General features: G+C 61.6%; 18 protein-coding genes. 8 read left to right on the top strand and 10 right to left on the bottom strand.

Annotated features, from left to right (window positions below):
- Nucleotides 1–41: 41 nt before the first annotated feature.
- Nucleotides 42–545, bottom strand: coding sequence for a hypothetical protein (locus NKH80_RS08400; protein ID WP_352689991.1), 504 nt, complete (start codon nucleotides 543–545; stop codon nucleotides 42–44).
- Nucleotides 546–824: 279 nt separating this feature from the next.
- On the opposite strand from NKH80_RS08400, the gene NKH80_RS08395 reads away from it, so the two are divergent.
- The 3 genes from NKH80_RS08395 (at nucleotide 825) to NKH80_RS08385 (ending at nucleotide 4,604) form a co-directional block, all read left to right on the top strand.
- Nucleotides 825–2,342 carry a S10 family peptidase gene (locus tag NKH80_RS08395; protein ID WP_352689992.1) on the top strand — a complete coding sequence of 506 codons (1,518 nt, stop codon included), beginning with the start codon at nucleotides 825–827 and terminating at the stop codon, nucleotides 2,340–2,342.
- 172 nt (nucleotides 2,343–2,514) lie between these two features.
- Nucleotides 2,515–3,933 carry a sensor histidine kinase gene (locus NKH80_RS08390; protein ID WP_352991100.1) on the top strand — a complete coding sequence of 473 codons (1,419 nt, stop codon included), beginning with the start codon at nucleotides 2,515–2,517 and terminating at the stop codon, nucleotides 3,931–3,933.
- Nucleotides 3,930–4,604: a response regulator gene (locus tag NKH80_RS08385; protein ID WP_352689993.1), complete on the top strand. Its 675-nt coding sequence runs from the start codon at nucleotides 3,930–3,932 to the stop codon at nucleotides 4,602–4,604. The genes NKH80_RS08390 and NKH80_RS08385 overlap by 4 nt, the downstream gene beginning before the upstream one ends.
- A 39-nt stretch (nucleotides 4,605–4,643) precedes the next feature.
- Here NKH80_RS08385 and NKH80_RS08380 read toward each other — a convergent pair whose 3' ends face one another.
- Both NKH80_RS08380 and NKH80_RS08375 read right to left on the bottom strand, forming a co-directional pair.
- On the bottom strand, nucleotides 4,644–5,108 hold the full coding sequence (locus tag NKH80_RS08380) for a hypothetical protein (protein WP_352689994.1): 465 nt from the start codon (nucleotides 5,106–5,108) through the stop codon (nucleotides 4,644–4,646).
- Between the two features lie 848 nt (nucleotides 5,109–5,956).
- The gene (locus NKH80_RS08375) at nucleotides 5,957–6,328 is read right to left on the bottom strand and encodes a VOC family protein (RefSeq protein ID WP_352506268.1); all 372 of its coding nucleotides are present in this window, start codon (nucleotides 6,326–6,328) and stop codon (nucleotides 5,957–5,959) included.
- A gap of 150 nt (nucleotides 6,329–6,478) precedes the next feature.
- On the opposite strand from NKH80_RS08375, the gene NKH80_RS08370 reads away from it, so the two are divergent.
- Complete coding sequence (locus NKH80_RS08370) at nucleotides 6,479–6,892, top strand: type 1 periplasmic-binding domain-containing protein (RefSeq protein WP_352990885.1); 414 nt, start codon at nucleotides 6,479–6,481, stop codon at nucleotides 6,890–6,892.
- 119 nt (nucleotides 6,893–7,011) lie between these two features.
- Nucleotides 7,012–7,452, top strand: coding sequence for a DUF2267 domain-containing protein (locus tag NKH80_RS08365; RefSeq protein WP_352990883.1), 441 nt, complete (start codon nucleotides 7,012–7,014; stop codon nucleotides 7,450–7,452).
- Between the two features lie 139 nt (nucleotides 7,453–7,591).
- Here the strand turns inward: NKH80_RS08365 and NKH80_RS08360 are convergent, their stop codons facing one another.
- Genes NKH80_RS08360 through NKH80_RS08330 form a run of 7 tightly spaced genes read right to left on the bottom strand, consistent with a single transcriptional unit; the run spans nucleotide 7,592 to nucleotide 14,480 of the window.
- Nucleotides 7,592–8,404 carry an SDR family NAD(P)-dependent oxidoreductase gene (locus tag NKH80_RS08360; protein WP_352506266.1) on the bottom strand — a complete coding sequence of 271 codons (813 nt, stop codon included), beginning with the start codon at nucleotides 8,402–8,404 and terminating at the stop codon, nucleotides 7,592–7,594.
- Nucleotides 8,401–9,402: a sugar phosphate isomerase/epimerase family protein gene (locus tag NKH80_RS08355; protein ID WP_352990880.1), complete on the bottom strand. Its 1,002-nt coding sequence runs from the start codon at nucleotides 9,400–9,402 to the stop codon at nucleotides 8,401–8,403. Before NKH80_RS08355 ends, NKH80_RS08360 begins: the two co-directional genes overlap by 4 nt.
- Nucleotides 9,403–9,439: 37 nt before the next feature.
- A complete protein-coding gene (locus NKH80_RS08350) occupies nucleotides 9,440–10,213 on the bottom strand; it encodes an SDR family NAD(P)-dependent oxidoreductase (RefSeq protein ID WP_352896825.1) in 774 nt (257 codons plus the stop codon).
- A gap of 3 nt (nucleotides 10,214–10,216) precedes the next feature.
- Nucleotides 10,217–11,314, bottom strand: a complete 1,098-nt coding sequence (locus tag NKH80_RS08345; protein WP_352664522.1) for an ABC transporter ATP-binding protein — start codon at nucleotides 11,312–11,314, stop codon at nucleotides 10,217–10,219.
- Between the two features lie 10 nt (nucleotides 11,315–11,324).
- Complete coding sequence (locus tag NKH80_RS08340; RefSeq protein WP_292660005.1) at nucleotides 11,325–12,227, bottom strand: carbohydrate ABC transporter permease; 903 nt, start codon at nucleotides 12,225–12,227, stop codon at nucleotides 11,325–11,327.
- A complete protein-coding gene (locus NKH80_RS08335; protein WP_502900932.1) occupies nucleotides 12,220–13,158 on the bottom strand; it encodes a carbohydrate ABC transporter permease in 939 nt (312 codons plus the stop codon). The genes NKH80_RS08340 and NKH80_RS08335 overlap by 8 nt, the downstream gene beginning before the upstream one ends.
- A gap of 56 nt (nucleotides 13,159–13,214) precedes the next feature.
- Complete coding sequence (locus NKH80_RS08330; protein ID WP_352990877.1) at nucleotides 13,215–14,480, bottom strand: ABC transporter substrate-binding protein; 1,266 nt, start codon at nucleotides 14,478–14,480, stop codon at nucleotides 13,215–13,217.
- Between the two features lie 101 nt (nucleotides 14,481–14,581).
- On the opposite strand from NKH80_RS08330, the gene NKH80_RS08325 reads away from it, so the two are divergent.
- The 3 genes from NKH80_RS08325 to NKH80_RS08315 all read left to right on the top strand — a co-directional run bounded on the left by NKH80_RS08325 (nucleotide 14,582) and on the right by NKH80_RS08315 (nucleotide 26,257).
- Nucleotides 14,582–15,820 (top strand): ROK family transcriptional regulator, encoded by a 1,239-nt coding sequence (locus NKH80_RS08325; RefSeq protein ID WP_352736949.1) that lies wholly within the window; start codon nucleotides 14,582–14,584, stop codon nucleotides 15,818–15,820.
- 259 nt (nucleotides 15,821–16,079) lie between these two features.
- Nucleotides 16,080–16,817, top strand: coding sequence for a 4'-phosphopantetheinyl transferase family protein (locus NKH80_RS08320; protein ID WP_352990873.1), 738 nt, complete (start codon nucleotides 16,080–16,082; stop codon nucleotides 16,815–16,817).
- A gap of 272 nt (nucleotides 16,818–17,089) precedes the next feature.
- Complete coding sequence (locus tag NKH80_RS08315; protein WP_352990870.1) at nucleotides 17,090–26,257, top strand: SDR family NAD(P)-dependent oxidoreductase; 9,168 nt, start codon at nucleotides 17,090–17,092, stop codon at nucleotides 26,255–26,257.
- Nucleotides 26,258–26,264: the final 7 nt, after the last annotated feature.

Raw genomic sequence — 26,264 nt, 5'->3', positions numbered from 1 at the left:
ACCCCAGACATTTTAGGTCGGCGGCAATGCGACTCATTCCGCTATCTTGTACGGCCCCTTGCCCTGCTTGGATGATACTGACGGGCATAGGCGACACAGGCGTCCACCGTGCTGACACAGAGCGCATCGCGGTTGTTCGGCAGGTTGTTGTCGCCGGCGTATGCAACCTCGGCAACACGACCGTCAACCATTCGAATTTGCGTGTTGCAATAGCCGCCGGGGGCGACGTTGACGGAACCTCCGAGCGCAGGGACCGGGCCAATCGCCACGGTCGGAACCACAATGTTGAGATTGCCGCGTTGAACGACCCGCTGATAGGTCCAGATCTGGCCGGATTTGCCGACATCGGCAGTGGCGGTCGGAAAGCCGGCGCACATTCGAACGTCCGCCTCGCTAAGGCCGACCATCTCCTTGCGGGCTGCCGCCGCCGTGGCGTCTTCCCTCGCGGTGCTCGAGGTGTCGTCGGGCATGACGCAGGAAGACAGGATGGCGGCGCCTGCCGATAGAAGGAGAAGGGAAAGCTTTCGGGTGTGGAATGATGTCATACCGACTTCGGATTGCACGGGAGCCCCGAATGCCAACCTAGGAAGTGGGCCAATCGAGTCAACCGGCAGAAAATTCACGAAGTCGTTTGGTAGGTCATTCCGCCGCGCGCATCCGCTGCAAGAGGTTGAGGCTGCCGCCGTGACCCTCGCGCCCTATCTTCCGCCTGGGCATCGGATTTCCCAAACCGACCCCTTCTTGTCAGACGTACTGGCGCACGGTGCTGTGACTTTGGTTCGGCCGACGGTGTGCTAGTTTCTGCCGATTGCTCCGGAGACGTCATGCCTATCAAGCTGCAAGAAATCGCCCTCGCTCTTCTGCTGTTGGTTGCCGGAACTGGGGTCGGTCACGCGGAGACGGCCCAGCGGCCGCCGCCCACCGGCGGGGTTCTCTCGCTCCTGCCACCGCCGCAGACTTCCGATCATTCGATCGTCATTGCCGGACGCACGCTCGATTACGAGGCCAGGGCCGGCACGCTGTCATTACCGTCCGGCAAAGGCGATATCACCGCCGAGATCTTCTATGTCGCCTATGCTCTGCACGCCGGGAAAGAAACGGGACCGGATCCGCGTCGCCCGATCACCTTCGTTTTCAATGGCGGTCCGGGAGCAGCTTCCGCCTATCTTCATTTGGGCGCGCTCGGTCCGCGGGTTCTGGCGACAGCGGCCGATGGAAGTTTCCTGCCGCCGCCGCAGAGGCTGTTCGACAACCCCGACACTTGGCTCGACATGACCGACCTGGTCTTTGTGGACCCTGTCGGAACCGGTTACAGCCGTGAAGCGCCCGGCACGGAAGCACACAGCTTCTGGGGCGTCAGCCAGGACGCTGCGTCGATAGGCGCGTTTATCCGGCTCTATCTGGCGCAGACCAACCGTACGGCATCGCCTGTCTTCCTGGCTGGCGAAAGCTATGGCGGCTTTCGAGCAGCATTGCTCGCCAGGAAGCTTCAGGAAGACATCGGCATCAGCCCGAGCGGCGTCGTGCTGATTTCGCCGGCCCTCGAATTCACACTGGTGCGTCCGGACGAGTTCCAGCCGCTCCACTGGGCGCTCGAACTGCCGTCGCTGGCGGCAGTGCGCCTGCACAGCGAAGGCGTTTCTGGCCCGGCTCTGCAGGCACGGCTGGCGGAAGTCGAACGCTATGCGCTCGGCGAATATCTGGCCGCGCTGGCAGGTGGGCTGGAGCAGGGTGGAGGCCTGGCGAGCCAGCGTGTCGCCGCAATCACCGGTCTGCCGCTCGATCTCGTCCAGCGGCACTTTGCACGCATTCCCATAGGGCTGTTCGCCAAGGAGTTTGCACGGGCAAAGGGCAATGTTCTCAGCGCCTATGACGGCAACATCGCAACGGCGGACGTGGCGCCAGAGAGCCTGGGAGTCGAGGGTCCCGATCCGGTGCTCGACCGAAGCGTGCCGGCGCTTACCTCCGCTTTCGTCGGCTATGTGCGTGATGAATTGAACTTCCGTACGGATATCAGCTATCGGCTTCTCAACCGCGAAGTCAGCGGCAATTGGGATTATGGAACGAGCCCGACGCGTCAGGGCTATGCGGGTGTCATGGACGACCTTCAGCAGGCGCGCACGCTGAACCCCAGCCTCGGCGTGCTGATCGTCAACGGCTATAGCGACCTGGTGACGCCGTACATGGGCTCGCGCTACCTGCTTGGTCAAATTCCTTCGCTTGCCGGCGCAAAGCCCATTCGCAGCGAGGTGCTGGAAGGCGGGCACATGATGTATCTGAGGCCGGACGGGCGGGCGGCGCTGAAGCAGGCTGCGTCCGAGCTTTACCGAACGACGCAATGAGACGATTTGCGCAAAAAAGCGTCGGATGCGCTGTTCGCCCTCTCATCAGGCCCTAGTTCCATCGCGATTGATCGGTTACACACCTAGGATGGCGTCTTTTAGCGACGTTCGACAGCGGATTAGCCGGCTCTCCAGAATCGCGCCACTGGCGCGGCGTGCTGCCGAGCGGGCCATGCGGAATACCAGGCCACACAGGCTGACAAGCCTCGTCGACCGCTGGAACGCGCTGTCGCTGGCCACGCAGTTCCTGCTCGCGGGTGGTCTATTCTCCCTGTCGGCCATGGTGGTGGTGGGGATTTCAGTCACGAACCATATAGAAACCGTGGTCACGCAGAATTCGGCTTCCGCTACGGCTCTTTACGTGGACAGCGTTATTGCGCCGCTGCTTCCGGATATGCGCAAGAGCGAAGTCCTCGACGAGAGCGTAGCCCATGCGCTCGATGAAACGCTGGGACAAGGGGCACTCGGCACAAGGCTCGAATCCTTCAAGCTCTGGCGTCGCGACGGAACCATCCTGTATTCGACCGACAAGACATTGATCGGCAAGCGCTTTGAACCCAGCGACAATCTCCGGGCGGCATTCGCCGGCCAAATGGTTTCGGAGTTCGACAGGCTCGACGATCCAGACAGTGAGGCCGAAAGAGCCAGCGGCTTGCATCTCCTCGAGATTTACAATCCGGTGCTGCAGCCATGGTCGGGGGAAGTGGTGGCCGTTTCGGAATTCTACGAGGTCGCCACTGATTTTGAAAAAAACCTGCATCAGGCACTCATTCGAACCTGGCTGGACGTTGCCGCCGTCACAGCGGCCTTCTTTCTTGGGCTGTCGGCAATCGTGTTCCGTGGCAGCCGCACGATCAGCTCACAGAGCCGCTCGTTGAAGCAGCGCATTGCCGAGCTTTCCGATCTGCTCGCTCAAAACAGACTTTTGAGGCTGCGGGTGCAGCGCGCTTCGCAGCGTGCCACCGCACTCAACGAACGCTATCTCAGGCGCATCGGCGCGGACTTGCACGATGGCCCCGCGCAACTGGTTGCTCTCGCGGCGCTAGGGATCGATAGCCCGGTCATTGCCGATCCTGCTACGTCGCAATCGAAGCGTGCGCAGGAATTGCGGGCCATCAAAGCACATTTGGACGATGCCATGCGCGAGATCAGGAGCATCAGCAAGGGCCTTGTCCTGCCGCATATCGAGCATGCCGAACTGGGTGAGATTCTCCAGCTTGCCGTACGGGCGCACGAAGAACGAACCGGCGTCAAAGTGAGACTATCGATGACCGGCGGCCATACCCCGTTGTCGCCGGCGGCCAGGATCTGCATCTTCCGCTTCGTCCAGGAGACGCTGAACAATGGATTCCGTCATGCCGGAGGTGAAGGTCAGTCGGTCGAGAAACATTTCGACGGCGAACGCGTTTGTATCGAAGTGTCCGACGCCGGCCCCGGCTTTGATCCACAAATCGTGCGTCCCGAGGGGCTGGGGCTCGTTGGGCTGCGCGAGCGGGTGGAAAGCCTAGGGGGCCAGTTTACCGTGACGTCCTCACAAAGTGGCACGATCGTGAAAATGGCTCTCAACATCGTTGAAATGGGGCAGACATGACGACATCCATCAAGCTCGCCATCGTCGACGACCACCCGCTGTTCAGGGAAGGCGTTGTGCGCACGCTCGATCAGATCGGCGGGTTCGAGATCGTCGGCGAAGGAAGCAGCAGGGATGATGCCTTGCGGATAGTTGAAGACCGGCGGCCCGACATTCTGCTGATGGACATCTCGGTGCCTGGGGGTGGTCTTGGCGTGATCGAACCGGCCCTGGAACGGCATTCGGCACTGAAAATTGTGATGCTGACCGTTTCGGAAGAAAACCAGCATGTGATGGCCGCGTTGCAGAGCGGGGCGAGAGGCTATGTTCTGAAAGGGGTCGGGTCGAGGACGTTGGCTGCGATCCTGCGCACGGTAGCCTCGGGCGAACGATATGTTTGTCCACAATTGTCGGCGCGCCTGCTGGCCGATCTGTCGGCTCAATCAAAAGAGCCAGCGAAAGTTGACGGACTTGCCGAACTCACCAGCCGCGAAAGGGAGATCCTGACGCTGGTTGCCGCGGGCCTGAGCAACAAACGGATTGGGCTTCGGCTGAACCTGCATGAGAAAACGATAAAGCACCACATGACGCGAATCCTGGCCAAGCTCAACGTCAGCAACAGGACCGAAGCCGCAATGACTTTACGCGATGCGACTGAGCGCCGGCATTCGCCTGTTCGCGATCATGCTTGAGCCGAAACAGCCTCACGGGGCGGCTGTGTGATCTGGCCGTCAGTTGATCATTTCAAGCAACCTGTCCCGATCGGAACGCGTCGCCAGGCGCCGAATGATGGTACGGCCCTTGGCATCGCGCATTTCATATTGGCCGCTATCAACGCGCTCGCTGAGGCCGTTCGAATGCACCACGCCAATGCTCGGCCCACTCACCTCGATCCGGTCTCCCGTGGTTGCATTGATAAAGAGTTTTGGCCTGCTGCCCGGGGTTACCGCGGCGGCGGGATCAGGGAGATTGTCGTCCTGCGACTTTGCTTTGCCCTTGCCGGCTCCGGCATTCGAGTTTGAATTGCCGGAGTTTCCACCCGGATTGCCGGAATTGCCGCCCCCATTCCCATTTCCGTTCCCGCCATTGCCGTTGCCGTTCCCGCCGTCTTTGGCCCAGGCAGCCAGCCGGCCGAGCGGCTGCGATAGTCCGTCGAACACGACGCGATAGGGGCTCACGACGAGAACGAAGGTCAAAACGACTACAGAAATGCCGACATGACGTCCTCGCGAAGATCCGGTCCTTCGTCTCCGGGTCGTCATCAATGAACTTGCCAGTCGCATGGCGGAAATCCCCTTAATCATACGGACCTTTCGTGCTGCCTCCTGTTCGAATTCGTGCGATGCTTAAAACAATGGTTTGTATCGGTAAGGTCAAGACCCACCAGTCCCACGAGGGTAACTGGTGGGTCTCGCTGGCGCAGGAAGGGACTATTTACTGCGCAAGTCTTTTGCCTTCGCTTCGTTGCGTCTCTCGGCGGGGGGCGCCGAGTTCTCACCGTCAGCCAACAATAAATCCAATGGCTGCGATCCCGAAACACAGGCCAAATAACGGAAAAAGCAGCCAACGCGCCTGGTGAACGCTCGAATCCATAGCGGCCTCCTGTAACAGTCGGCATCGCAACGGGGCTCTTCTGAACTCGGTTCCTGAAACTCTCGCGTTTCGGGCTTTTGCGATAGCAGCCTCGGACCAAAGTTCGGCTGTGCAGGCCCTTGGTCGACAGGCCTACAGACTGAAGTCCCTATGCAAGGAGCCGCCTGCATTCGGCGACCTTTGTGTCCACCAGGCGGCGCGATCCACCGGTCCCTTCGAATGCTTTACCTTCCTGGCTCTATGGCGAAGCGACATTGGTCCACTGCATGTCATTGAAACGTCACCAGTAGAGACCCATATGCGGATTGCGTCGGATGTCTCCTCCCATTGCGTCCGGCGCGTTCCCCTCTGGAGGTTACAGACCTTCACGCTTGGCCGGGCTCAACAGTCCGGCCTTTTCTTTTGGTCATCGCTGTCTGGGTCGAGCATCGTTCTGCCGCAGCGCGCCGCCTCAGCTGCGAGGTGGAATTTGCTGGACAGACCAGGTGTTGCCGTCGGGATCCTCAAAGAAGACAAATCTGCCCCAGGGAAAATCCTTGATATCGCTGACCTCGATGCCTTGGGCGGCCAGATGCCGGTGCGCCTCATCGATGTCGGGCACAACCAGCTGCAGACCCCGTATGGATCCCGGGGTGCTGTCGACGATGCCTTTGCCCATGGCAATCGAACAGGCCGAACCGGGCGGCGTCAATTGCACGAAACGTATCTCGTCGCTTACCGTGTGATCATGATCGAGGTGAAAGCCGACCTTCCCAACATAAAAGGCGATGGCATTGTCGACGTCCGATACGGGGACCGGGACCAGTTCCAGCTTCCAATCCATCACAACCCTTTCGCAGCTTTCGCCAAGTGGTGCCGAACACCGTGGGCGACATCCCGCCATCTTCCCAATGCCATTGTCGGCGCGGGCCGCTCAATCGGTCAAGAGATATCCGGCAAAAGCCGGGTTCGGGCAACGTGAGGGCCGGTCTCATTGCCGACGGCGTTCGGAACCGATAAGCGCAAGCTCAGTGTGAGCGAAGGCGTTCTCGTGCTTTCCGCCACGCCCGAACCGGGCAGGGTGGCCGGTTCGGCCGAGTTTGCCGCGCGCTATGCAGCGCGCTTCGGACCGATCGGCAATTATGCCGCGAACGCCCACGATTCGGCGTGTCTTCTTCTTGCCGCGATCAAAGACGCCAGCACTGTATCCAAGGGACATCCGAGTCGATGCGACGTTCTAGCGGCGGTGCGCGATATCCGTTTCGAGGGAATCGCCTATCGCGAGCCCGTACGGTGGGATGAAAAAGGCGACAATCCGGCCGCGGTGACTGCACTCAACGTGGTGGAAAACGGCCACTTCCGACAGATCGCCGAAATCCGGCAGATGCAGAGCGTAGAGCAGACCTGACGCCGACGGGCCTCTCCGACCGAACCGGCTCCGCCGCTTTGCCAGGCGATTTTCACATGACGACGAAACAATTATCTCCGGTCGCCGTTTCGCCCGCAGAACCTTTCGAGGAGGCGACGATGAGCGCAACCGGCTTGGACGTTTTTGACAAAACGCTGCAAATAACAAACATCTGGCTCGACGAGATCATGGTGGATCTCGGTCCGGATCGACACGTCGCCTGGCATACATTGGGCGCCGTTCTGCGAACCCTTCGGGACAGGCTGCAGATCGGACTGGCGGCCAAATTGGGAGCGGAACTGCCGCTGCTCGTGCGGGGCGCCTACTATGATCGCTATCGGCCCGCCGACATGCCCGACAAGACACGCTCGCTCGAGGAGTTCCTGCAACACATCGCCGATGAATTGAAATCGACCCGTGCTGTCGATCCCGAGGATGCGGCACGCTCGGTGCTGCGTGTGCTTGCACGGCATATCGACCTTGGCCAGTCGGCAAAGGTGCGGGATGCGCTGCCAAAGGAAATCCAGGTCCTCTGGCCTGAAAGCGTGGGCGTCAAATAGGGGCGATCCTGCTCATGCGGACGCGCGACGGACCGAAGCTTCGAACGTAAGCGCGAGTGGGTCTGGTCGACCCCGGTGACGCTATGTGCCGCGCTCGATGGCAAGGCTTAGCTGGGCAGCCGATGTGAACTGTCGCGGCTTAACCTGGAAAGATCGTGAAACCGCCGTCGACGCGGATGACCTGTCCGTTGATAAAGCGCGCGCGCGGGCCGGCGAGGAAGGCCACCGCTTCGGCGATCTCTTCAGGCTCCGCATACCGGTTCAGCGATTTCTTGCTCGAATCCATGCGCTGCGGATCGACCACGCGGCTCGCCTGGAAGCGTGCCGTCTTGGTGGCGCCAGGGCTCACCGCATTGACGCGTACGCCATCGTCGATCAATTCCTTGGCGAGGCAGCGCGTATAATGGACGACAGCCGCCTTGAGCGTCGAGTAGACCACCTCGGGCGAGCATCCGATATGCGCTGCCGCCGAGGCGATGTTGATCACCGAGCCTGAGCCGCGCTTGACCATCGGCGGAACGAACGCCTGGCAGACCAGCATCGTGCCGATGAGATTGTTCTCGGTTAGAACCTTGATGTCTTCGTAGTCGATATCGAGTGCGTTGTTGGGATTGGGCTTTACGCCCTTGGCGCCGATGTCGCCGCCGGCGCAGTTGACCAGAATGTGCACGTCGCCGAGATCGGCCTCGATCTTCCTCTTCATTTCGGCGACAGCTTGTTTGTCGCCTATATTGCCGGTGACTGCGGTCACCCGGGTCCCATGCTTCTCCAAGCCCCGAGCAGAGTCGCCGAGATCCGCGAATTCGCCATATTGAGATGGCCGGGTCCAATCGAGGTCGTGGACCGCGACGTTTGCGCCAAGTCCGGCCAAGCGGTCGGCCATCACGCGGCCGAGGCCGCGTCCCGAGCCGGTTACGAAGGCGGTCAGGCCGCTGAGTTCTCGGGCAGTCATGCTGATTTCTCCATTGCAATGAAATCGAACTTCTTCATGTTGGCGGCGCTGCGCCGGATCATGTCGAGCTCGTACGAAACGAGCGCGCCGTCATCGTCCCGTTCCCATGGCGTGCGGTAGTCGGCGTCGTCCGCAAGGCGGTTCACGCGCGCAGCACTCAGGCACGCGGCGAACGCCCGGGCGGTCTTCGGCGCATATCCGTTCCACCAGTCGTCGGTGAGCCAGCGAACGTGACGGGCCTCCAGCGCGCCTGGCTCAAGCACCGCCGTCAGCGTGTCGTGGTGCTCGCCAAGGATGGCTGCCAGTTCGGCGAATGGCACGGCGCCGTCGCCGATCGCGCAGCGGACCAGACGGTAGCCCTCATCCGTGAACTGAATGCGATAATCCTTGAGGTGAACATGGCGGACATGGGGCGCGATCCGGCGCGTGAAGGCAAGCGGCGCCTCGCCGACAGGAAAGGTGTTGCCGGTGTCGTAGGTGATGCCGACACCCGGCCCGCCGAGTTCGCAGAACGCAACCAGTTCGTCGCTGCCGAAGTCCTGATGGTTCTCGATGCCGAGCATCCAGCCCTCGGCCGCCGCACGCGGCCCCCATTCCGTCAAGGCAGCGCGAATCGTTGCGTTGAACTCACTCCATTTCGGTCCCCACGCATTGCGGTCGCCGCACAGGACAGGCGTCAGTGCGATACGGATCGTCGTCGCCTCGAGCAGGCGCGCAGCCCGAAAGGCGTTGTCCAGCGGACCTGCCACTAGAAGTCCGCCGCTCACCACCGGGACGATGCCCAGCGCGGCAAGACGCCTGCGCAGGGCGACGATTTCGGCGTCAGTCAAGTCGGTCAACCAGGGTTCGTAGATCTCGAGCGTGCGTGCGCCTAGTTCCTGCGCCAGCGTAATGAAGCCCTCCAGCCCCACCCCGTCCGGATTGTGCCGCGGCGTGCCGCGGCCCTGCAGTCCGAGATGATAGGTCAGTCCGTAGGGGTTGAGGCCGAGACGAAGCATCAGCTTGGCGGTTCCAATGGAGAGCGGAGAAGCGTCACTAGCGCAGACCAGCATCGACGGTAATGGACTGTTTGGTGATCATGCGGCTGTCGTCGGCTGCCAGGAAGAGCACTGTGCGTGCAATCTCCTCGCCCAGCAGGACGCGGCGGATCAATTGCCGCTGCACCGTCTGGTCGACTGCCTCCTGCGTCTTGAACCACAGCTCGCGCTGCCGCTCGGTCATGACGGCGCCGGGTTCGATCGCATTGACGCGGATGTTATCCGGTCCGAACGAGCGCGCCAAAGCACGCGTCAGCGCCACCACAGCCCCCTTGGCGGTGGCATAGGCCACCATCTGGTCCGCTCCGAAACGCCAGGCAATGGAGGAAAAGTTTATGATCGACCCGAAGCCGAGTTCCTTCATATGCGGATGCACAGCCTGCGCGGCGAAGAAGTGATGCCTCAGATTGACGTCGAAACTGCGGTCCCAATAGTCAGCCGTTACCGCGTCGATGGGATGGCGTTGATCATTGGCGGCGTTGTTCACTAGGACGGCGACCGGACCAAGCCGCGCGCGCACGCCTTCTACCGCCGCCTTTAGCGCATCGACGTCGGTAACATCGCAATGGAGATATAAGGGAGCCTGCCCGGCGGCACCAGCGAGCTCGCGCACCAACGCCTCCGCTGGCTCGTCTTGCACATCGAGAAAGGCTACCCGGGCGCCATTCGAGGCGAAGGCACGGACCATGTCGGCGCCGATGCCGGAGGCGCCGCCGGAGATCAGCACGACCCGATCGGTCAAGCTCGGATAAGTCGCGAATTGTACGGACATCGATTACAGAAGCGCCTTGGTTGTTGGATCGAACAGACAGGCGCGCGACATATCGATGCCCAGCGTTATCGTCTCGCCCATGACGGGAGCGTCGTCCGGCTCGAAACGGCCGGTGATCTCCAGGTCACCCAGCCTTAGCACGGCAAGCGTCTCGGCCCCGGTCGGCTCGACCAGTTCGACCGGCGCCTGCATGGACGCCACAGCAGGTTTGCGCGACTTCAGGTCGGTCGTGAAACGGTAGATGTGTTCCGGCCGGATACCGAGCACGACGTCCTTTGGCGCACCGGCGGGCATCGGCGCGGCAAGAGCAAGGCTGGCGTCGCTGCCGTCAGCGGCGCGTACCGAGATGCTGGTCGAGCCCGTAAGCCGGGCGGGGATGAAATTCATCGCCGGCGATCCCATGAAACCGGCAACGAACATGTTGGTCGGCCGGTCGTAGATCCGCTTCGGCGTGTCGAACTGCTGTACCGAGCCCTGGTTCATCACCGCAATGCGGGATGCAAGCGTCATCGCCTCGACCTGATCATGGGTGACGTACACCGTGGTCTTGCCGACGCGATGGTGAAGCTTCTTGATTTCGGTGCGCATATCGACGCGCAGCTTGGCGTCTAGGTTGGACAGGGGCTCGTCGAACAGAAACAGCTTCGGGTCGCGTACGAGGGCGCGCCCCATCGCGACGCGCTGCCGCTGGCCGCCCGAGAGCTGGCCGGGCTTGCGTTTAAGCAGCTGTTCGATCTGAAGGAGCGCGGCAACCCGCTGGACAGCTTCCGCCTGCGCCGCTTTTGGCACGCCGCGGCTTTCCATGCCGAAGGTGATGTTCTGGCGCACCGTCATGGTGGGATAGAGGGCGTATGACTGGAACACCATCGCAATGTCGCGGTCCTTGGGTTGCACGGAGTTAACCAGCCGGTCGCCGATCCATATCTCGCCCGACGTGACGGTTTCGAGGCCGGCGATCATGGCGAGCAAGGTTGACTTGCCGCAACCCGACGGGCCGACAAGGGCGACGAATTCTCCGGTCTTAGCCTCGAGATTGATGCCGGCAAGAATCTCGAGCGAGCCGTAGCTCTTGTGAAGGTTGCGGATCATCAACGCGGACATGGGCGACGCCTCATTTGATGGCGCCCTGGGTGAGGCCGCGCACGAAGTATTTTCCACCGAACAGATAGATCAGCAGCGGTGGCAACGCGCCGATCAGCACGGCTGCGCTCATCACATCGTAAGCACGCGCGGTCGTGCCGCCGGCCGTGAGCGCGACCAGTGCCGCGGTAATCGGCTGCTGCTGGCCTGATGTGAAGACGACGCCGAACAAATACTCGTTCCAGATGCCGGTGAACTGCCAGATGACGGTGACAATCAGAATGGGCGGCGACAGGGGCAGGATGATCTTGCGGAAGATCCGCCAGAAGCCGGCGCCGTCGATGCGTGCCGCCTTGATCAGGTCGTCCGGTATGCTGACGTAGAAATTGCGGCAGAACAGGGTGGTGAACGAGATGCCCTGGACGACGTGGATAAGCACCAGCCCGTATGTGGAATTGGTCAGGCCGAGCTTGCCGAGCAGGAACGCCCACGGCATCAGCGAAATCTGGCCGGGCATGAATACGCCAAGCAGCATCAGATTGAAGATCAGTTCGGAACCCCTGAAGCGCCATTTGGAGAGGATGTAGCCGTTCATGGCTCCGAGAATGGTCGAGATGATGGTGGCGGGGATCGTCATCGCCAGCGAGTTGAAGAAATTGCGCTTCATGCCCTCGCAGGTACCGCTGACGCAGTAGGATCCCCAGGCCTGCGCCCATGCATCGAACCGGAAGCTGCGCGGTACGGAGATGAGGCCGTTGCGGGCAATCTCCGACTGCTCGCGCAACGAGTTGAAGATCACCACCAGCAATGGCACGAGATAGACGACCGCGAAAAGCGTCAGCACGGCATAGACAAGGAAGCGGCTCCAGAAATGCCGGCGCGTGGCAGCGGCTTCCTCCGGATCAAAACGGGCATTGGGGGCAATTTCAGCCATTGCGGCCCTCCGCCCGCCGGCGCCAGACGATCCACAAGGAGTACGGCACCAGCACCACCGCGACCGCCGCGAGCATCATCATCGCCGCGGCGGCACCCTCGCCGATTTGGCCGCGCTGGAACATCAGGTCGTAGACATAGAGGGCGGGGAAGGTCGTGGACACACCTGGCCCGCCACGCGTCAACGGCGCCACCAGGTCGAAGGTCTTGATGGCGAATTGTATCTGAATGACCGCGACCGCCAGGAATATCGGAGCGATGGTTGGCAGGATGACCCTCCGATAGGTCCGGAAAACCGACGCGCCGTCGATTTGCGCGGCTTTGACGAGGTCCGGATCGACGGACCGCAGACCAGCCAGGAAAAGTGCCATTGCGAAGCCGGACGACTGCCAGATACCGGTTATGATCACCGCATAGATCGCGGTGTTGCGGTTGGCCGTCAGGGCGAAGCTGAAGTCGGTCCAGCCAAGCCCTCGAACGAAGGCCTGGATACCGTCGACAGGGTTATACAGCCAGCTCCACACCGTACCGGTGACGATGAAGGACACCGCCAACGGGTACAGAAAGATGGTGCGCCAAACCGCCTCGCCGCGGACGCGCTGGTCGATCGCGATCGCGAGCAGCAGGCCAACCGCCATCGAGCCTACGATATAGAAGCCGCTGAACAGGAAGAGATTCGTATAGGCGATGTTCCAGCGCCGGTTTGCCCAAAGCGAAGCGTAGTTGTCCAGGCCAACGAACCCATAGGTCGGCAACAGCGACGAATTGGACAGGGAGATGTAGAGCGTCCAGAGTGTGAAGACGAAAACATAGATGAAACTCGCCGCTATCGATGGCGCCAGCACCAGAATGGGCACCATCGTGCCCAGGCGCTCGCGCCACGGACGGGCCGCGGCAGCTGCGGCTGGTACAATCAGATCATGGGTGGACATCGGGCTGCTCCGGCGAGGTCTGGCCAGGCGCTTCGCCCCGGCCATCATCGGCAGCGTCACTCCTGCGCTTCGGCCGCATCCGCCATCGCATTGGCCGCGTCCTGCGCACTCATATCCGGCGTTGCTACAAACTCGGTGATGCTGTCCATTATTGCGCCGCGGACCTTTTGTGGCACCGTCATGTTGTGCGCCATCGAACGGACGAGCGTGCCGGCGGCGATCGAGGCTTGCAGATCCTTTTGCGAGAGTTGCTGGCAAGGATTGAAGCCGTTCGAAAGATCGACGTCGAGGCGGGCCGGGATGGACCCTTTGGTCTGATTGAAAATGGTCTGAAATTCGGGCGACAGGATGATGCTGGCAAGCAGCTTCTGTCCCTCGATATAGTCCGGGTCCTTCTGCTTGAAGAACACGACCGAGTCCGAATTCAAGATGAAGCCGGGCTTGCCCCAATCGGTCGGCGCCTGGGCGCAGACATAGTCGGTTCCCTCCTTGAAGCCGCCGGCCGTCAGCAGGCCGATCGTCCAGTCGCCCATGATGTGGAAGGCGGCCTCGCCGCGGCCGACGAGATGCGACATGGTATCCCAGTCACGTCCATTCATGCCGGGGTCCATGTACTTCGAGGTCATGGTGCGAAACTGCTCGAAGGCCTTGACCATGCCGTCGCTACGCATGGCATCGACGTCGCCCTCGACGAAAGCTTTCCTGTAGAGATCTAGGTCCTGACCGTACACGACCACTTCGAAGACCGTCGAGTCGGTCCAGTCCGCGGTCGAGTGTGAAATGCAGATCTTGCCGCTGGCCACGATCTTGTCGCAGGCGGCGTTGAACTCCGCCCATGTCTTCGGCATCTCGTTGACGCCGGCATCCTTCATGACCTTCGGCGATGCCCACAGCCAGTTGATGCGGTGGATGTTCATCGGCGCTGCCACCCAATTCCCGGTCGGCTTCATCACCGGCAGCAATTCGGGAGCGACGACCTTCTCCCAATTTTCCGCCTTCGCTAGGTAGTCGAGATTGGCTGTCATGCCCGTCTCGTTCCATTCGGCGATCTCGGGGCCCTTTAGCTGCACAGCGGGAGGTGCGTTGCCGGCGATCACATCGGCACGCAGTTTGGCCAATGTATTGGCCGTATGGCCTGCGATGGAGGTCTGCTGCCAGGTGCCACCCTTGGCGGTAAACATCTCGCCGAGCTTGGCGATAGCCTGGGCGTCCGATCCGGTGGCCCATTGATGCAAGAGGTTGGTCTTCGGCTCCGCGAGCGCTGTTCCGGTAATCAAGGTGAAGGCGGTAGCGGCCGCAAAGGCCGTCCTCAGGTATTTCATCGTTTCACTCCCATATGTGATGCACGGTTCGTATCGACCGCTTGTGGCCTGCGATTTGAGGTCGTGGCCGGCGAGATGCAGTAATCTCCGTTCTTTCCAAGATGACATATTTGAGCTATCAGTCAACATGCTTTGTGCTCATCATGAACAAACCTTCGCTTAGAAATTGGCTGATCGACAGGCCGTCCGCGTCGCCGGAGAGCCTGATCGTCCGATGCTTGCGCGAGCGCGGCGTGCTTTCCGCGTCGCAAATTACCCGCATTACCGGTTTGGCGCGGTCGACGGTTTCAACCGCGCTCAACGGCTTGAGAAAGTCAGGGATGGTGATCGAATCCTCGGCCCATCATGACGCGGCCAGGGGCATTGGCAGGCCGGCCACGGCATTGACGCTCAATCCCGCTGCGGGCACCTGCGTCGGTATCCACCTGGGCCTCGACGAGATGCGGTGCGTCGTCGCCGACGTCTCGCATTCTTTCGTTGCTGAACAAACTATCCCCATGGGTCTGGACTACCAACCGCAACAGGCGGCCCAGCTTGCCAAGTCAGTAATTGCCCGATGCTACGAAGAGAACGGTCTGCCGATGGCGGGGCTCCTGGGGGTTGGGGTCTCCGTCTCGGGCCCAGTCAGCCGCGAAGGAGTGGTGCTGCGCGCGAGTATTGTTCCGACCTGGGCCGGGGTCAACATCCGCGATGTGTTCGGGCCGGTCCTCGAACAGCCGATCTTCGCCGACAATGAGAGCAACTGCTCGGCAATTGCCGAGCTGATGTGGGGTGCGGCCGTCGGCCACGACGATTTCGTGCTGTTCAAGGTCGATCTGGGCGTGGGCGGGGCCATTGTCCAGCACGGCCGGCTGGTGAGCGGCATCGCCGGCGGCGCCGGCGAATTCGGGCACATCAGCATCGATCCCGGCGGCGACCTTTGCCGGTGCGGCAATCGCGGATGCCTGGAGCTCTATGCCAGCTTTGCCCGGCCGCTCGAGCAGATTTCGCGCATCGTGCGGCGGCCGGTCACGATGGACGATGTGATCATGATGGCCGAGCAGGGCGACGTGAGGGCGCTGCGGATGATCGAGGACACCGCAGAGTTCGCCGGCCGTGGCCTTGGCCTGATCGGTTCGGTGCTCAATCCGCCGCTCATCATAATCGGCGGCCGCATGGCCTTGGCGGGCGACATTCTCCTGGCGCCACTGATCGCGTCATATGAACGCCATACGCTCATCAAGTCCCGCGATGTGGCGCCTGCGCTGCGCACGCGGATAATCGTTGGCAAGCACACGGAGAACGACGCACTGCTCGGCGCGGTCGGCCTCGTGCTGCGCCACAACAGCCGGCTTCAATGACCTGACTCCGCTCCGGGTGGTACTCTGAGGCTCGTTGTTCCAAATCGGTGCGCACCCGCATCGCAGCCAAGTCCCTCCGGCCTTTGGACTGGTTCACTCTGGCGCGTTAGAGCGTGGCCGATGATGAGCGTGCCGAGAGGTGTCACAAGAATCGCGTAGGTTTATGGTGTTAACGGGCAAAGCTTGGGGAGCAGTCGTCAATGCCGTATTGCTGCAGCAGGCCGAGCCCTACCTCTCGCCCGGCCGGGAAAACTGTAAGATGAAGCAAAGCGGAGTTGTCTTGCCGCACGGCGGTGGGCGGGTGGTGCCGGCTCTCGGGATCGACGTCCATGTGTGGCGGGTTGCTCTCGATGCTCCCCTTTCGCAGTCGGACATGGCCGTGCTCAATCCAGCCGAATTGACCAGGGGCGGACGGTTTGTTTTCGAGCAGGATCAGCGGCGCCATCTGGCAGCTCATGCCGGCTTACGCCGGGTGCTGTCCATGTACACCGGCCGAGCGCCGGGAGAACTCGATCTGCGGGAGACCCCACAGGGAAAGCCGTTCCTTGCGGACGGGCGCCTCGCCTTCAACCTTTCGCATTCGGGGGATCTTGCCCTTGTGGCCGTGGCTGCCGCCGGGCAAGTCGGCGTCGATGTCGAGCGCGTCGCCCCGCGGAGCGGCGAGATGTCCATGGCCCGTTCTCTGTTCACGCCCGGCGAGATCGCACAACTTGAGTCACTGGCGCCAGAGGCCCGCCGCCTCATGTTCTGCCGGCTTTGGACTTGTCGCGAAGCCGTGCTCAAGGCTGCCGGCGTCGGCCTCTCCGGGGTGGGACTCGAGATTGGGATGGACGGGAGCGGCGAGGCCTATATCCTCTCGCCGCCACTGGAATTGGTTGAACCCCTCAGGCTCATTGAGTTCCGCCCAAGCGCGCACCACGTGGCCGCCGTCGCCTGGAGTGCACGCAGTCCTCAGGTCGTCGCACGCCGCTTCGATTTCGACTTGGGATTGCGTTGACGCTCCGGAACGGGCCTCGGGGACGCCTGTTTTTGGCGACGAGGATCGAGCGGACGGGTTTCTCTTCAAAAGCAGCCACATCGGCCTAAAAACTAATCAAATTGGCCTAAAAAGTAATCAAATCGGCTTAAAAGACACATTTTGCGATAAAATGCTAACCTGGCGAGTTTTGCTCTTGGAGCTTCCGTTAGGACATGCACTTAAATACGCCGTGACTGTAAGTGCGCCGTGGGTTGGGCAACCCACGGTGTATACTAGGCGGGGGTCTGGGCATGAACATTCATCGTGGGGGCGATGCCCCTCAGCAGGTCATTGAGTCAACACAGCCAATCGCAGTTATCGGAATTGGTTGCCGGTTTCCTGGAGGAATCCAGGACGCGGACTCGTACTGGAACTTTCTCTTGGAGAAGAACTGCGGCATCGTCGATATCCCGGCGGATCGATGGAATGTCGATGCATTCTATGATCCGGAGCCCGATGCCCGGGGAAAGATGCGGACGCGCTGGGGTGGGTTTCTTGCCAGCGACGTTTTCGGCTTCGACCCGAGTTTCTTCGACATGTCGCCCCGCGAGGTGACAACGATGGACCCGCAGCAGCGCCTGGCGTTGCAAGTGGCCTTCGAGGCCGTCCAGGATTCGGAGCGCACATTGGCCGACCTGCGCCGCGGGCGCACCGGCGTGTTCATCGGAATCTCGACCAACGATTTCGCGCAGAACCTGCGCCGCGGACGTGTCGGTGGTGGGGATATTTTTGCCGGCACCGGTTCGGCGTTCTCGATCGCGGCCAACCGAATATCCCACCGTTTCGATCTGAAAGGGCCGAGTATCGCCGTCGACACGGCATGCTCGTCGGCGCTCGTTGCCATCGACCAAGCGGTGCGCCACCTGAGCACCGGCACCTGTGAGACGGCGCTCGCCGGCGGCGTCAACTGCATGCTCGATCCAGGCCCGTTTATCGCATTCTCCAGCGCCAACATGCTTTCGCCGACCGGCGGTATCTACACCTTCGACGAAAGGGCGGACGGGTTCGTGCGCGGCGAAGGCTGCGGTTTCGTTTTGCTGAAGCTTCTCGACCGGGCAATTGCCGACGGCGACCGGATCTATGGCGTGATCCGTCATTCGATGGTCAATCAGGACGGGTATACGCCGACCCTGACGTCTCCGAGCGGGGAAGCACAGCAAGCGATGCTGGAGGCGCTGGTGGAAGGCGCCTCCATCGATCCGGCCGATGTCGACTATGTCGAGGCCCATGGAACCGGCACGCCGGTCGGCGATCCAATCGAGGCGGCTGCTATCGGCCGCGTATTCGGTGTGAATTCACGCCCAAAACCGGCCTATGTCGGATCGTTCAAGCCCAATCTCGGCCACCTCGAATCGGCGTCCGGCATTGCGGGTTTCATCAAGACGGTGCTGACGGCGGGAAAGGGCATCGTGCTGCCGAACCGGAATTTCGAGCGCCCGAATCCGAGCATTCCGTTCGACGCGCTCAACATCGCTGTGGCAACGAAGCCGACGCCGATCGACCACAACGGCCGGCCGATCCTGGCCGTCGTCAACTCCTTCGGCTTTGGCGGTACCAATGCCTCCATCGCCGTGGAAGGATGGCGGGGGTTGTCCGCCAGCGCCAACCGTGCGCCAAGGCCGGTGATAGCCGGCCATCCGATAGCCGTCCCGATCTCGGCCGGCAGCACGGCGGGACTGGAACTGTGGGCCGGCCGTCTAGCCGATGCGCTGGAGCAGGGAGGCTCCCTTGCGGAGACGCCGGTCGAAGACATCACCGCCCATTTGAGCAGCGCGCGCGATAACTTCGCCCAACGGGCTGCGCTCATCGTCGAGCCGGAGCGTGCCGCGCTCCAGACCCAACTGCGCGCATTGGCTAAGGGAGCCATCGAGCAAAGCGCGGAAGGGCCAACCATCATCACCGGCAGGGCATCCAACCGTCGGCTCGCCATCGCCTTCTCGGGCCAGGGCGGCCAGTGGTGGGCCATGGCGCGCCGCCTGTTGAAGGAAGACCGTGCGTTTCGCCGAACCGCCGAGATGTTCGACGAAGTGCTGCGTCCGATGGTCGGCTGGTCGACCGTCGAGGAGATGCTGCGGGACGAGACGAAGACCCGCATCAACGATGCCGACGTTACCCAGGCATCCATCTTCACCACGCAGATATCCCTCTACGAGCGCTGGACAAAGGCCGGCGTGCGGCCTGAGCTTCTGATCGGCCACAGCTTCGGCGAGGTCGCGGCCACCTACGTTTCAGGTATCATCGATATCGAGACGGCGGCTCGCATCATTGCCAAACGCGGCCTCATCCCGCTGAAGAGCGAGCGGCGCGGTGCAATGGCCACGATAGGGCTGACGGTCCATCAACTCGAACCTTTGCTGCCCGGTGACGAAAGCGTTGTCATTGCCGCCTACAACGGCCCGATCGCGCAAACGATTTCCGGCATGGAGGACGCGGTGCTTGGCGTGCTGGCCAAGGTCGCGGAAGCCTATCCCGATGCGACGGCCCGCCGGATGACCATGGATTTCGGATGGCACAGCGCGCATCTGGAAGACTGCAAGGAATGGTTCCTCGGCGAACTGGGTCCGGTCGCCTGGAAAGAAGGCCGTCTGCCGATCATCTCGACGGTCACCGGCATATTCGAGACGAAGTTCGACGCCGACTACTGGTGGGCCAATTTGCGCCAACCCGTCAGCTTTACCAAGGCCTTGGATTTCACCCTCGATTTCGGCATCAATACTTTCCTGGAAATAGGTCCGCACCGCACGCTGACGCCGCTCATCCGAGGCATCTCGCAGGAGCGCGGGGTAGACGCCGCCGCGGTGAACTCGCTCGATCGCAAAACTGACGATTTCTGGACGCTGGCGCGGGCCGAGGGCAGCCTTCATGTTGCCGGCGTCGAATTCGACCGGCCGAAATCGTTGAGTGGCCACGTGGCCGTTCCCAAGTTACCCTGGAACAACCAGCGCCTGCTGAATACATCCGAGGAAACCAAGAACTTCCTGTTCGAGGCACCCCGGCACGCACTGCTTGGATGGCGCGACTTCACTGCGGCGCCGTCCTGGACGAACGAAATCACGCTCAGAGGCTTCAAATTCCTGGCTGACCATCGGGTCAGCGGCGATTGCCTCTTCCCGGCCGTCGGTTACATCGAAATCATGGGGGCCGCACTGCGCGACCATTTCGGCTCTGAGTCCGTGGAACTGCGTGATTTCAAACTGTACGAAGCGCTTTCCATCGCGGAGGACGACGTCGTACTGTTTACGACGACGTTCGATCCGGTCGGTAGCAGGCTGCGCATCGCCACGTTCCATCGAGGTTCGGAGGATGGCTGGAGGACGCGTGCCGAAGCTTATGGCTTCAGCCACAAATATGAACTTGCACCAGCTCCTGCCGACCTGCTGCTGGATCGCCCGAACCTAGTCGAAAAGACGGAATTCTACCGTCTCGCCGAACGGCACGGGCTTGAATACGGTCCCTATTTCCAGTCGGTGAACGCACTCGACATTGTCGGCGACCGCCTGGTTGCCAAGCTGTCAAGCAAGGATCCCAACTTGGCGAAGCAGTATTTCGCCTTCCCCGGATTGCTGGACGCGGTGCTCCAGGCCGGCATCGGCCTGGCTTCACATCGAGACGGCGTGTGGGTTCCAGGTGAATCGCTGCCGCCGGCTAATGAAGACAAGGCCCAGTATCAGTTGCGCCTGCCGACCGGCGCCCGCAAGATCCTGCTGGGCGCTCCTTTGACGCCCGAGGTGATCGTCGACATCCAGCCGGGTCTCGACCCGTACTCGATGCGGTTCAGCGTGTTCTCGCCGGAAGGGCAGCCGCTCATCGTTCTCGACAACCTTCAGACCAAGGCGCTGGGCAAGGTCAGGAGCAGCAGGGCCAAGCAAGGTGCCGGCTCGGGCTCCAGTGTTTTCGAGGAGCATTTCGAGAAGCAGGAAGCCAAACCGGCAGCGCCCTCATTGCGTTGCGCCCACTGGTTGGTGGTGGGTGATGGAACGCAGCGCCTCGAAGCGACATTGGCTGAGCTGGTTAGCCGCGGAGCGACGGTCGAGGTCGCAAACCCCGCGCCGTTCCTGAACCTCGATGCGGATGAAGCGCTCGCCACGATCCGGGCATTCATGACCAAATCGGGTGGGACAGGTGGCATCCTGTTCAGCGCCGCCACCCCCGAAAAACTCGACGACAAAGCAGGCGGGGACGAGCTTCTCGCCAGGATCACGCCTATCGTGCACCAATTGATCACGCTTGGAAAAGTCATCGACCGGCTGCACAGTTCGTCCGAACAGCGGCCCGAACTGGTTGTCGTCACGTCCGGCAGCCGGCTTGTGCAAGGTGACCAGCCGATGAGCCTTTCAGGCCTGAGTGAGAGCGCCTTAATCGGCATTGCTCGCACAATGGCAAACGAGTTCAAAGGTTTGGGCATCCGCCTTATCGATGCGGATCCCACATCGCTGCAGTCGGGGGTGAGCATTTCGGGCGCCGTGCTGGAGGAAACCGCAGAGACGGAATTCATCCTGCGTGGCGCCGAACGCTATGTCCCGCGGCTGGAGCAACTGGCTTTGCACGAAGTGGCGCCGTTGCGGCGGACGCTGGAGACCGCGCGGGATTCTTCCAACTTCGCCGTCACCATGACGGGGCCTGGCACCATCGACAACATCGTACTACGCGAAATCGCCGATCCCGAATTGGCGCCAGACGAGGTCATGGTCGAGGTCGCCGCGGTCGGATTGAACTTCCGCGACATCATGGCGGCCACCAGCATCTTGCCGGACGAGTTGGAGAATGACGAGGCATACTGGCGCAATCTCGGGCTGGAGTTCGCCGGCACCGTCCGCAGGGTCGGCGAACGGGTGACCAATCTCAAGCCCGGCGATCGCATCATGGGTATGGGCAAGGGCTACCTCAGACGCTTCGCCAAGCTCCGGGCGGATCTCGCCATGCGCGTACCCGATGGTATTGATCTGATCCAGGCCGCGACCCTCCCGACAGCCTTCCTTACCGCTCACTACGCTCTCAAACATATCGGCCGATTGGCACAGGACGAAACCGCGCTGATCCATCTGGCTTCGGGTGGTGTCGGGCTCGCCGCCATCCAGGTCGCGCATGATGTGGGGGCTCGAGTCTTCGGCACTGCAGGCAGCGACACAAAACGCGCCTTCCTGAAGACATGGGGCGTGGATGAGGTCATGAACTCGCGCGCTCTCGATTTCGCCGACGAGGTGCGTTCCCTTACGCGTGGCCGCGGCGTCGACGTGGTGCTGAACGCGCTGTCTGGCAACGGCATCGACAAGAGTCTGGAGTGCCTGGCGCCCTTCGGCAGGATGGTCGAAATCGGCAAGCGCGATCTCGCCGACGACAAGCCGATCGGGCTTCGCTCGCTTTATCGCAACAACGCCTATTCGGTCATCGATCTCTCGACGCTCCCCGTCGAGAAGGAGAGCCTCTTCAGGCAATTGCTGGTGGAGGTGGAGGCTAAGGTTGCCGCCGGCGTCTATAAGCCGCTGGAGGCGACCCGCTTCCCGGCATCGCGCGCGGCAGAAGCCATGCGCATGCTTTCGCGAGCGCTGCACATCGGTAAGGTGATCGTCACTTTCGACGAACCTTCCGTGGACATCGAACTTGACCTCGGCGCACAGTTCGCCGTCTCCGCTCAGGCTTCCTACCTCGTCACTGGTGGGCTCAAGGGATTTGGCGTTGCGATCGCCGAGTGGCTCAGTCAGAAAGGCGCGGGAACCATCATCCTTGCCAATCGAAGCGGTGTTCCAGTTGCCGAAGCGGCTGTGGCCATCGAGATCATGGAGCAACGTGGCACGCGCATCGTTCGCGCCGCTCTGGACGTGACCGATGCTACTGCCGTCGGCAGGCTGATCGGCGAATATGCTGGGGGTGACGCTCCTCTGCGCGGCATCGTGCACGGCGCCGCGGTGATCGAGGACGCTTTCGTCTCGCAGCTCGATGCAGGCAAGATCGACCGCGTGCTGAGGCCGAAGATAGCCGGCGGGTGGAACTTGCATGTCGCCGTTGTCGAACACGATATTCCGCTGGATTTCTTCGTGAATTTCTCGTCGATCGCGCAGCTTATCGGTTCGTCTGGGCAGGCCAACTACACAGCGGCCAACTCTGTTTTGGACGCAATCGCCACGTACCGCAGGGGTCGCAACCTGGCCGGCTCGTCCACCGCCTGGGGCATGATCGCCGGCAGTGGATTCGTTGCCAGGTCGGAAGCAATGACCAACTATCTCGATAGCGTAGGCATCAAGCCGGTTCAGGATTCTGAAGCGGCGGCGGCCCTGTCCTATCTTGTGCGCGCCAGATCGGAGAATCTCGGCTTTGCCAATATCGACTGGGCTGCGATCGCACGCACGAACCCCGGCGCAGCGACGAATCCGAGGATTTCGCCGCTGCTTGGAGACAGAACCGGAGGGCGGTCTCGCATTCAGGCCGAGCTTGCAGCCGCGCCGCGCGAGGCGTGGGACGACCTGCTCGCCGACATGATCCGGCGCGAAGTGGCGAAAGTCCTCAAGGTCGAGGCAAGCGCCTTGGCGGATGACCGCAAGCTCAGTGAGCTCGGTCTCGACTCCCTCTCATCGTTCGAACTGAAAAACCGCGTCGAGGCTCAGGTCGAAGTCGACATCCCTGTCGCCAAGTTCCTGCAAGCGCCGACGATCGCGGGACTGTCGCGCCTCGTTGCTTCCGCTTTTGAGGCGAAACTGAAGGCGTCCGCCTTGCAGGTCCTGGCCGCACAAGCGAGTTCCGATGGCGTTGCAGCGCAGGAAGCCTTCCGACCTCTTGGCCGCCAGGTCAATGCGATGATGCTGGATGGACTGCCGATGTCGTCGGCGGTCGCAAAGGCGGACAATCAGATCCTGGTCGAGACGAGTATTGAGCCTGGCGTGTCGCTGGCCGCGCTTGCGACAAGATTGGCGCGACTGGTCGAGCGACACGACGCGCTCCGGATGACCGGTGCGATATCGGCGTCCGGCGCCGTGGAGATCGGCTTCGAGGCTCAACCGATTGTTGAAGTGCTTTCGCCGGGCGGTCGTTTGGGCGATGTGGCGCTGCCTGGTCCGCTATGGCGGATCGGCGCGTGGCAGCGGCAGGATGGCGGTCACGATCTACAAATCCGGGCTCATCGCGCGGCTGCCGACACGTTGTCGGTTCATCTTTTGCTTGCGCAGCTTGTGCAAGACGAAGCAGAAGCGGTCGAAGCAGGGCCTAGTTTTACCGACTACGCGCGCGCAGCTCATCCGATGCCCGGATCGAGCGAGTATCGTCGCGACCTCGCCTATTGGAAGGAGATACTTCACCACGCGCCTGCGATCGCACCGATCCCCGGCCGCAGTCGTGCCGCGTCTCCCGTCGGTATGGGAACCAACAGGGGCCGTATCGGGTTGCTGGAGATCACGCTTCCAGCAGCAGCATTCGCGTCGGGATCGGAGTTGCCGGCCGCGCGCTTTCTGGCCGCCTATGCCAAGGCCTTGGCAAGCCGCCTCTCGCTCCAATCAATCGTCGTCGACCGCTGGTATAGCGAGCGCGGGCAGGGAGCACCAAGCGGATTGATAGGCCCCTTGGATGGGTCCTATCCGATTGTCCTGCGAGCCATGAATGAACTCGGTTACGATCTGCTGAGGAAGGTCGAGCGTGCCGACGCAAACGGCCACGCGCATCGGTCAATGGATACGTCGTCTCTGGAACTGGCGCTCGAAGAAGATCTGCGCATTCGCCATGTTTCGCTGCGCCAATTCGGCTTCGCTTTTCTCGACCGTAGCCAAGTTACGGCGCTCGCCGCCTTGGACCATCCTCTCGATGCGATCCCCGCATCCGCGCACGAGATACAATTGTCCGTAGCGACCAGCGAAGCCGGCGTTGTCTGCCGGCTGACCGTGGATCTCGACGTTGTCGAAGAAGCAGCAGCGCGGTTGCTACTCGATCAGTTTCTCGACGAGCTTTCCTCCGAGCTCGAAACGTCAGGCCGCCTGGTGCCCATCGCAATGGGCTGGAGTCTGCGCGAGTGGTCCGGTCAGCCGAGTGGAGGCCAGGATGTCGAGCGCTCACCGCTCAACGGCGTGCCCAACGTCGAAAGAGAGATAGCAGTAACTAGCACGCAATTGGGATTACTGCGTTTCCAGGAACATCCAGACGCGACTTCGCATGCGCGTGCCGCATTCATTGTAAGCAAGGAGTTCAAGATCCGGCCGCAAATGGACGCCGATCGTCTCAGACGGGCGATCGAAACGGTCATGGCGCGACACGAGGTGATGCGTACCCGGTTCTTCCGCAAGGGGGCTAGATACGGCGCGTATCTGGAAAGGACCCCGACCGATTTCTTCAGGGTCGAGCAAGTCGCCGACGAATCCGAAGCGTTAGAGCGCGCAACCGAACTCGCGCAGGAAGGCATAGATATCCAGGCGCCGATGTTCCGTGTCACCGTCATCCGGTTCGGCTCCGAGAGCGACCTTATCGTCGCCAAGGCACATCATCTCGTTGTTGACGGCTATTCCCTCGGCCTCATCGTCGAGGAAACAGTCAAGGCTTATCTCGGCCTGCCTCTTGATCCGGTGGAAATGAGTATCGACCGATTCATCCGGGATTTCGACCATGTCGGAAAGCCTGGTTCGTTCGAACGGCGCGACGCATTCCTGCGCAAGGTATTCGCCGAGCCCTTGCCGCAAATTCCCAATCTCGGGCGCAAGGCGAAAGGCCGCCGGACGAATGTCAACCTGATCGATTGCAGCCTTAGCGAGGACGTGACGCTCTCGATAGCCAGCGACCAGCAGGATGCGCTGCGCAAGCGTGCCAGGGCAGCCGGCACGACGGAAACGGCCATGATCATCGCGGCCTTTGCGCAGACCATCGGGTCGCGCGGCGGCGTGGACGATATGGTGATGCAGGTTCCAGCAGCGTTGCGCCACGACCGGCGGCTGGAGAACTATGTCAATTTCGTCGCCTCGGACGTCCCTGTGCGTGCGCGGCTGTCTCGGTTCGAGACAATCGAAGCGTTAGCCGGTTCGCTCGGAGAAGGGATCGAAGAGGCTATCCAGTTCGCGCCCTTCATGGATTCGAACTACTTCGGAGACGTGCATGACGAAGTCGTGGCCAAGGGCTCCTATACCTCCCTCTTCGTCGCCGGCACCCAAACAGTCGACAGATGGACACGCGCCACGCAGTCGGCCCCCCTTCAAAGGGCCCATGCCGGTGGCGAACTTGATCTCGGCATGTTCAAAGTGACGCCCCTGCCTGACATGCGACGAGAAAAACCACGTACCAGCGAGATGGATCTGCGTACCTTTCCGACCGCGAACGGTCTTGGTCTGACCTTGATATTCGACCAATTGGGCTATGACCGTGCAGAAGCAGAAGATATCCTGAGGGAAGTCATCGAACGACTGTTGGCTGGGCAACCGGCGGTCGATGCAGCCGAGCAGGCGGCGATATAGTGATGCG

It is taken from the genome of Mesorhizobium sp. M0904, from assembly GCF_040319475.1.
GTDB lineage: Bacteria > Pseudomonadota > Alphaproteobacteria > Rhizobiales > Rhizobiaceae > Mesorhizobium.
Note: the sequence above shows the minus strand (reverse complement) of the source record. Positions and strands in the feature narration are given on the sequence as shown.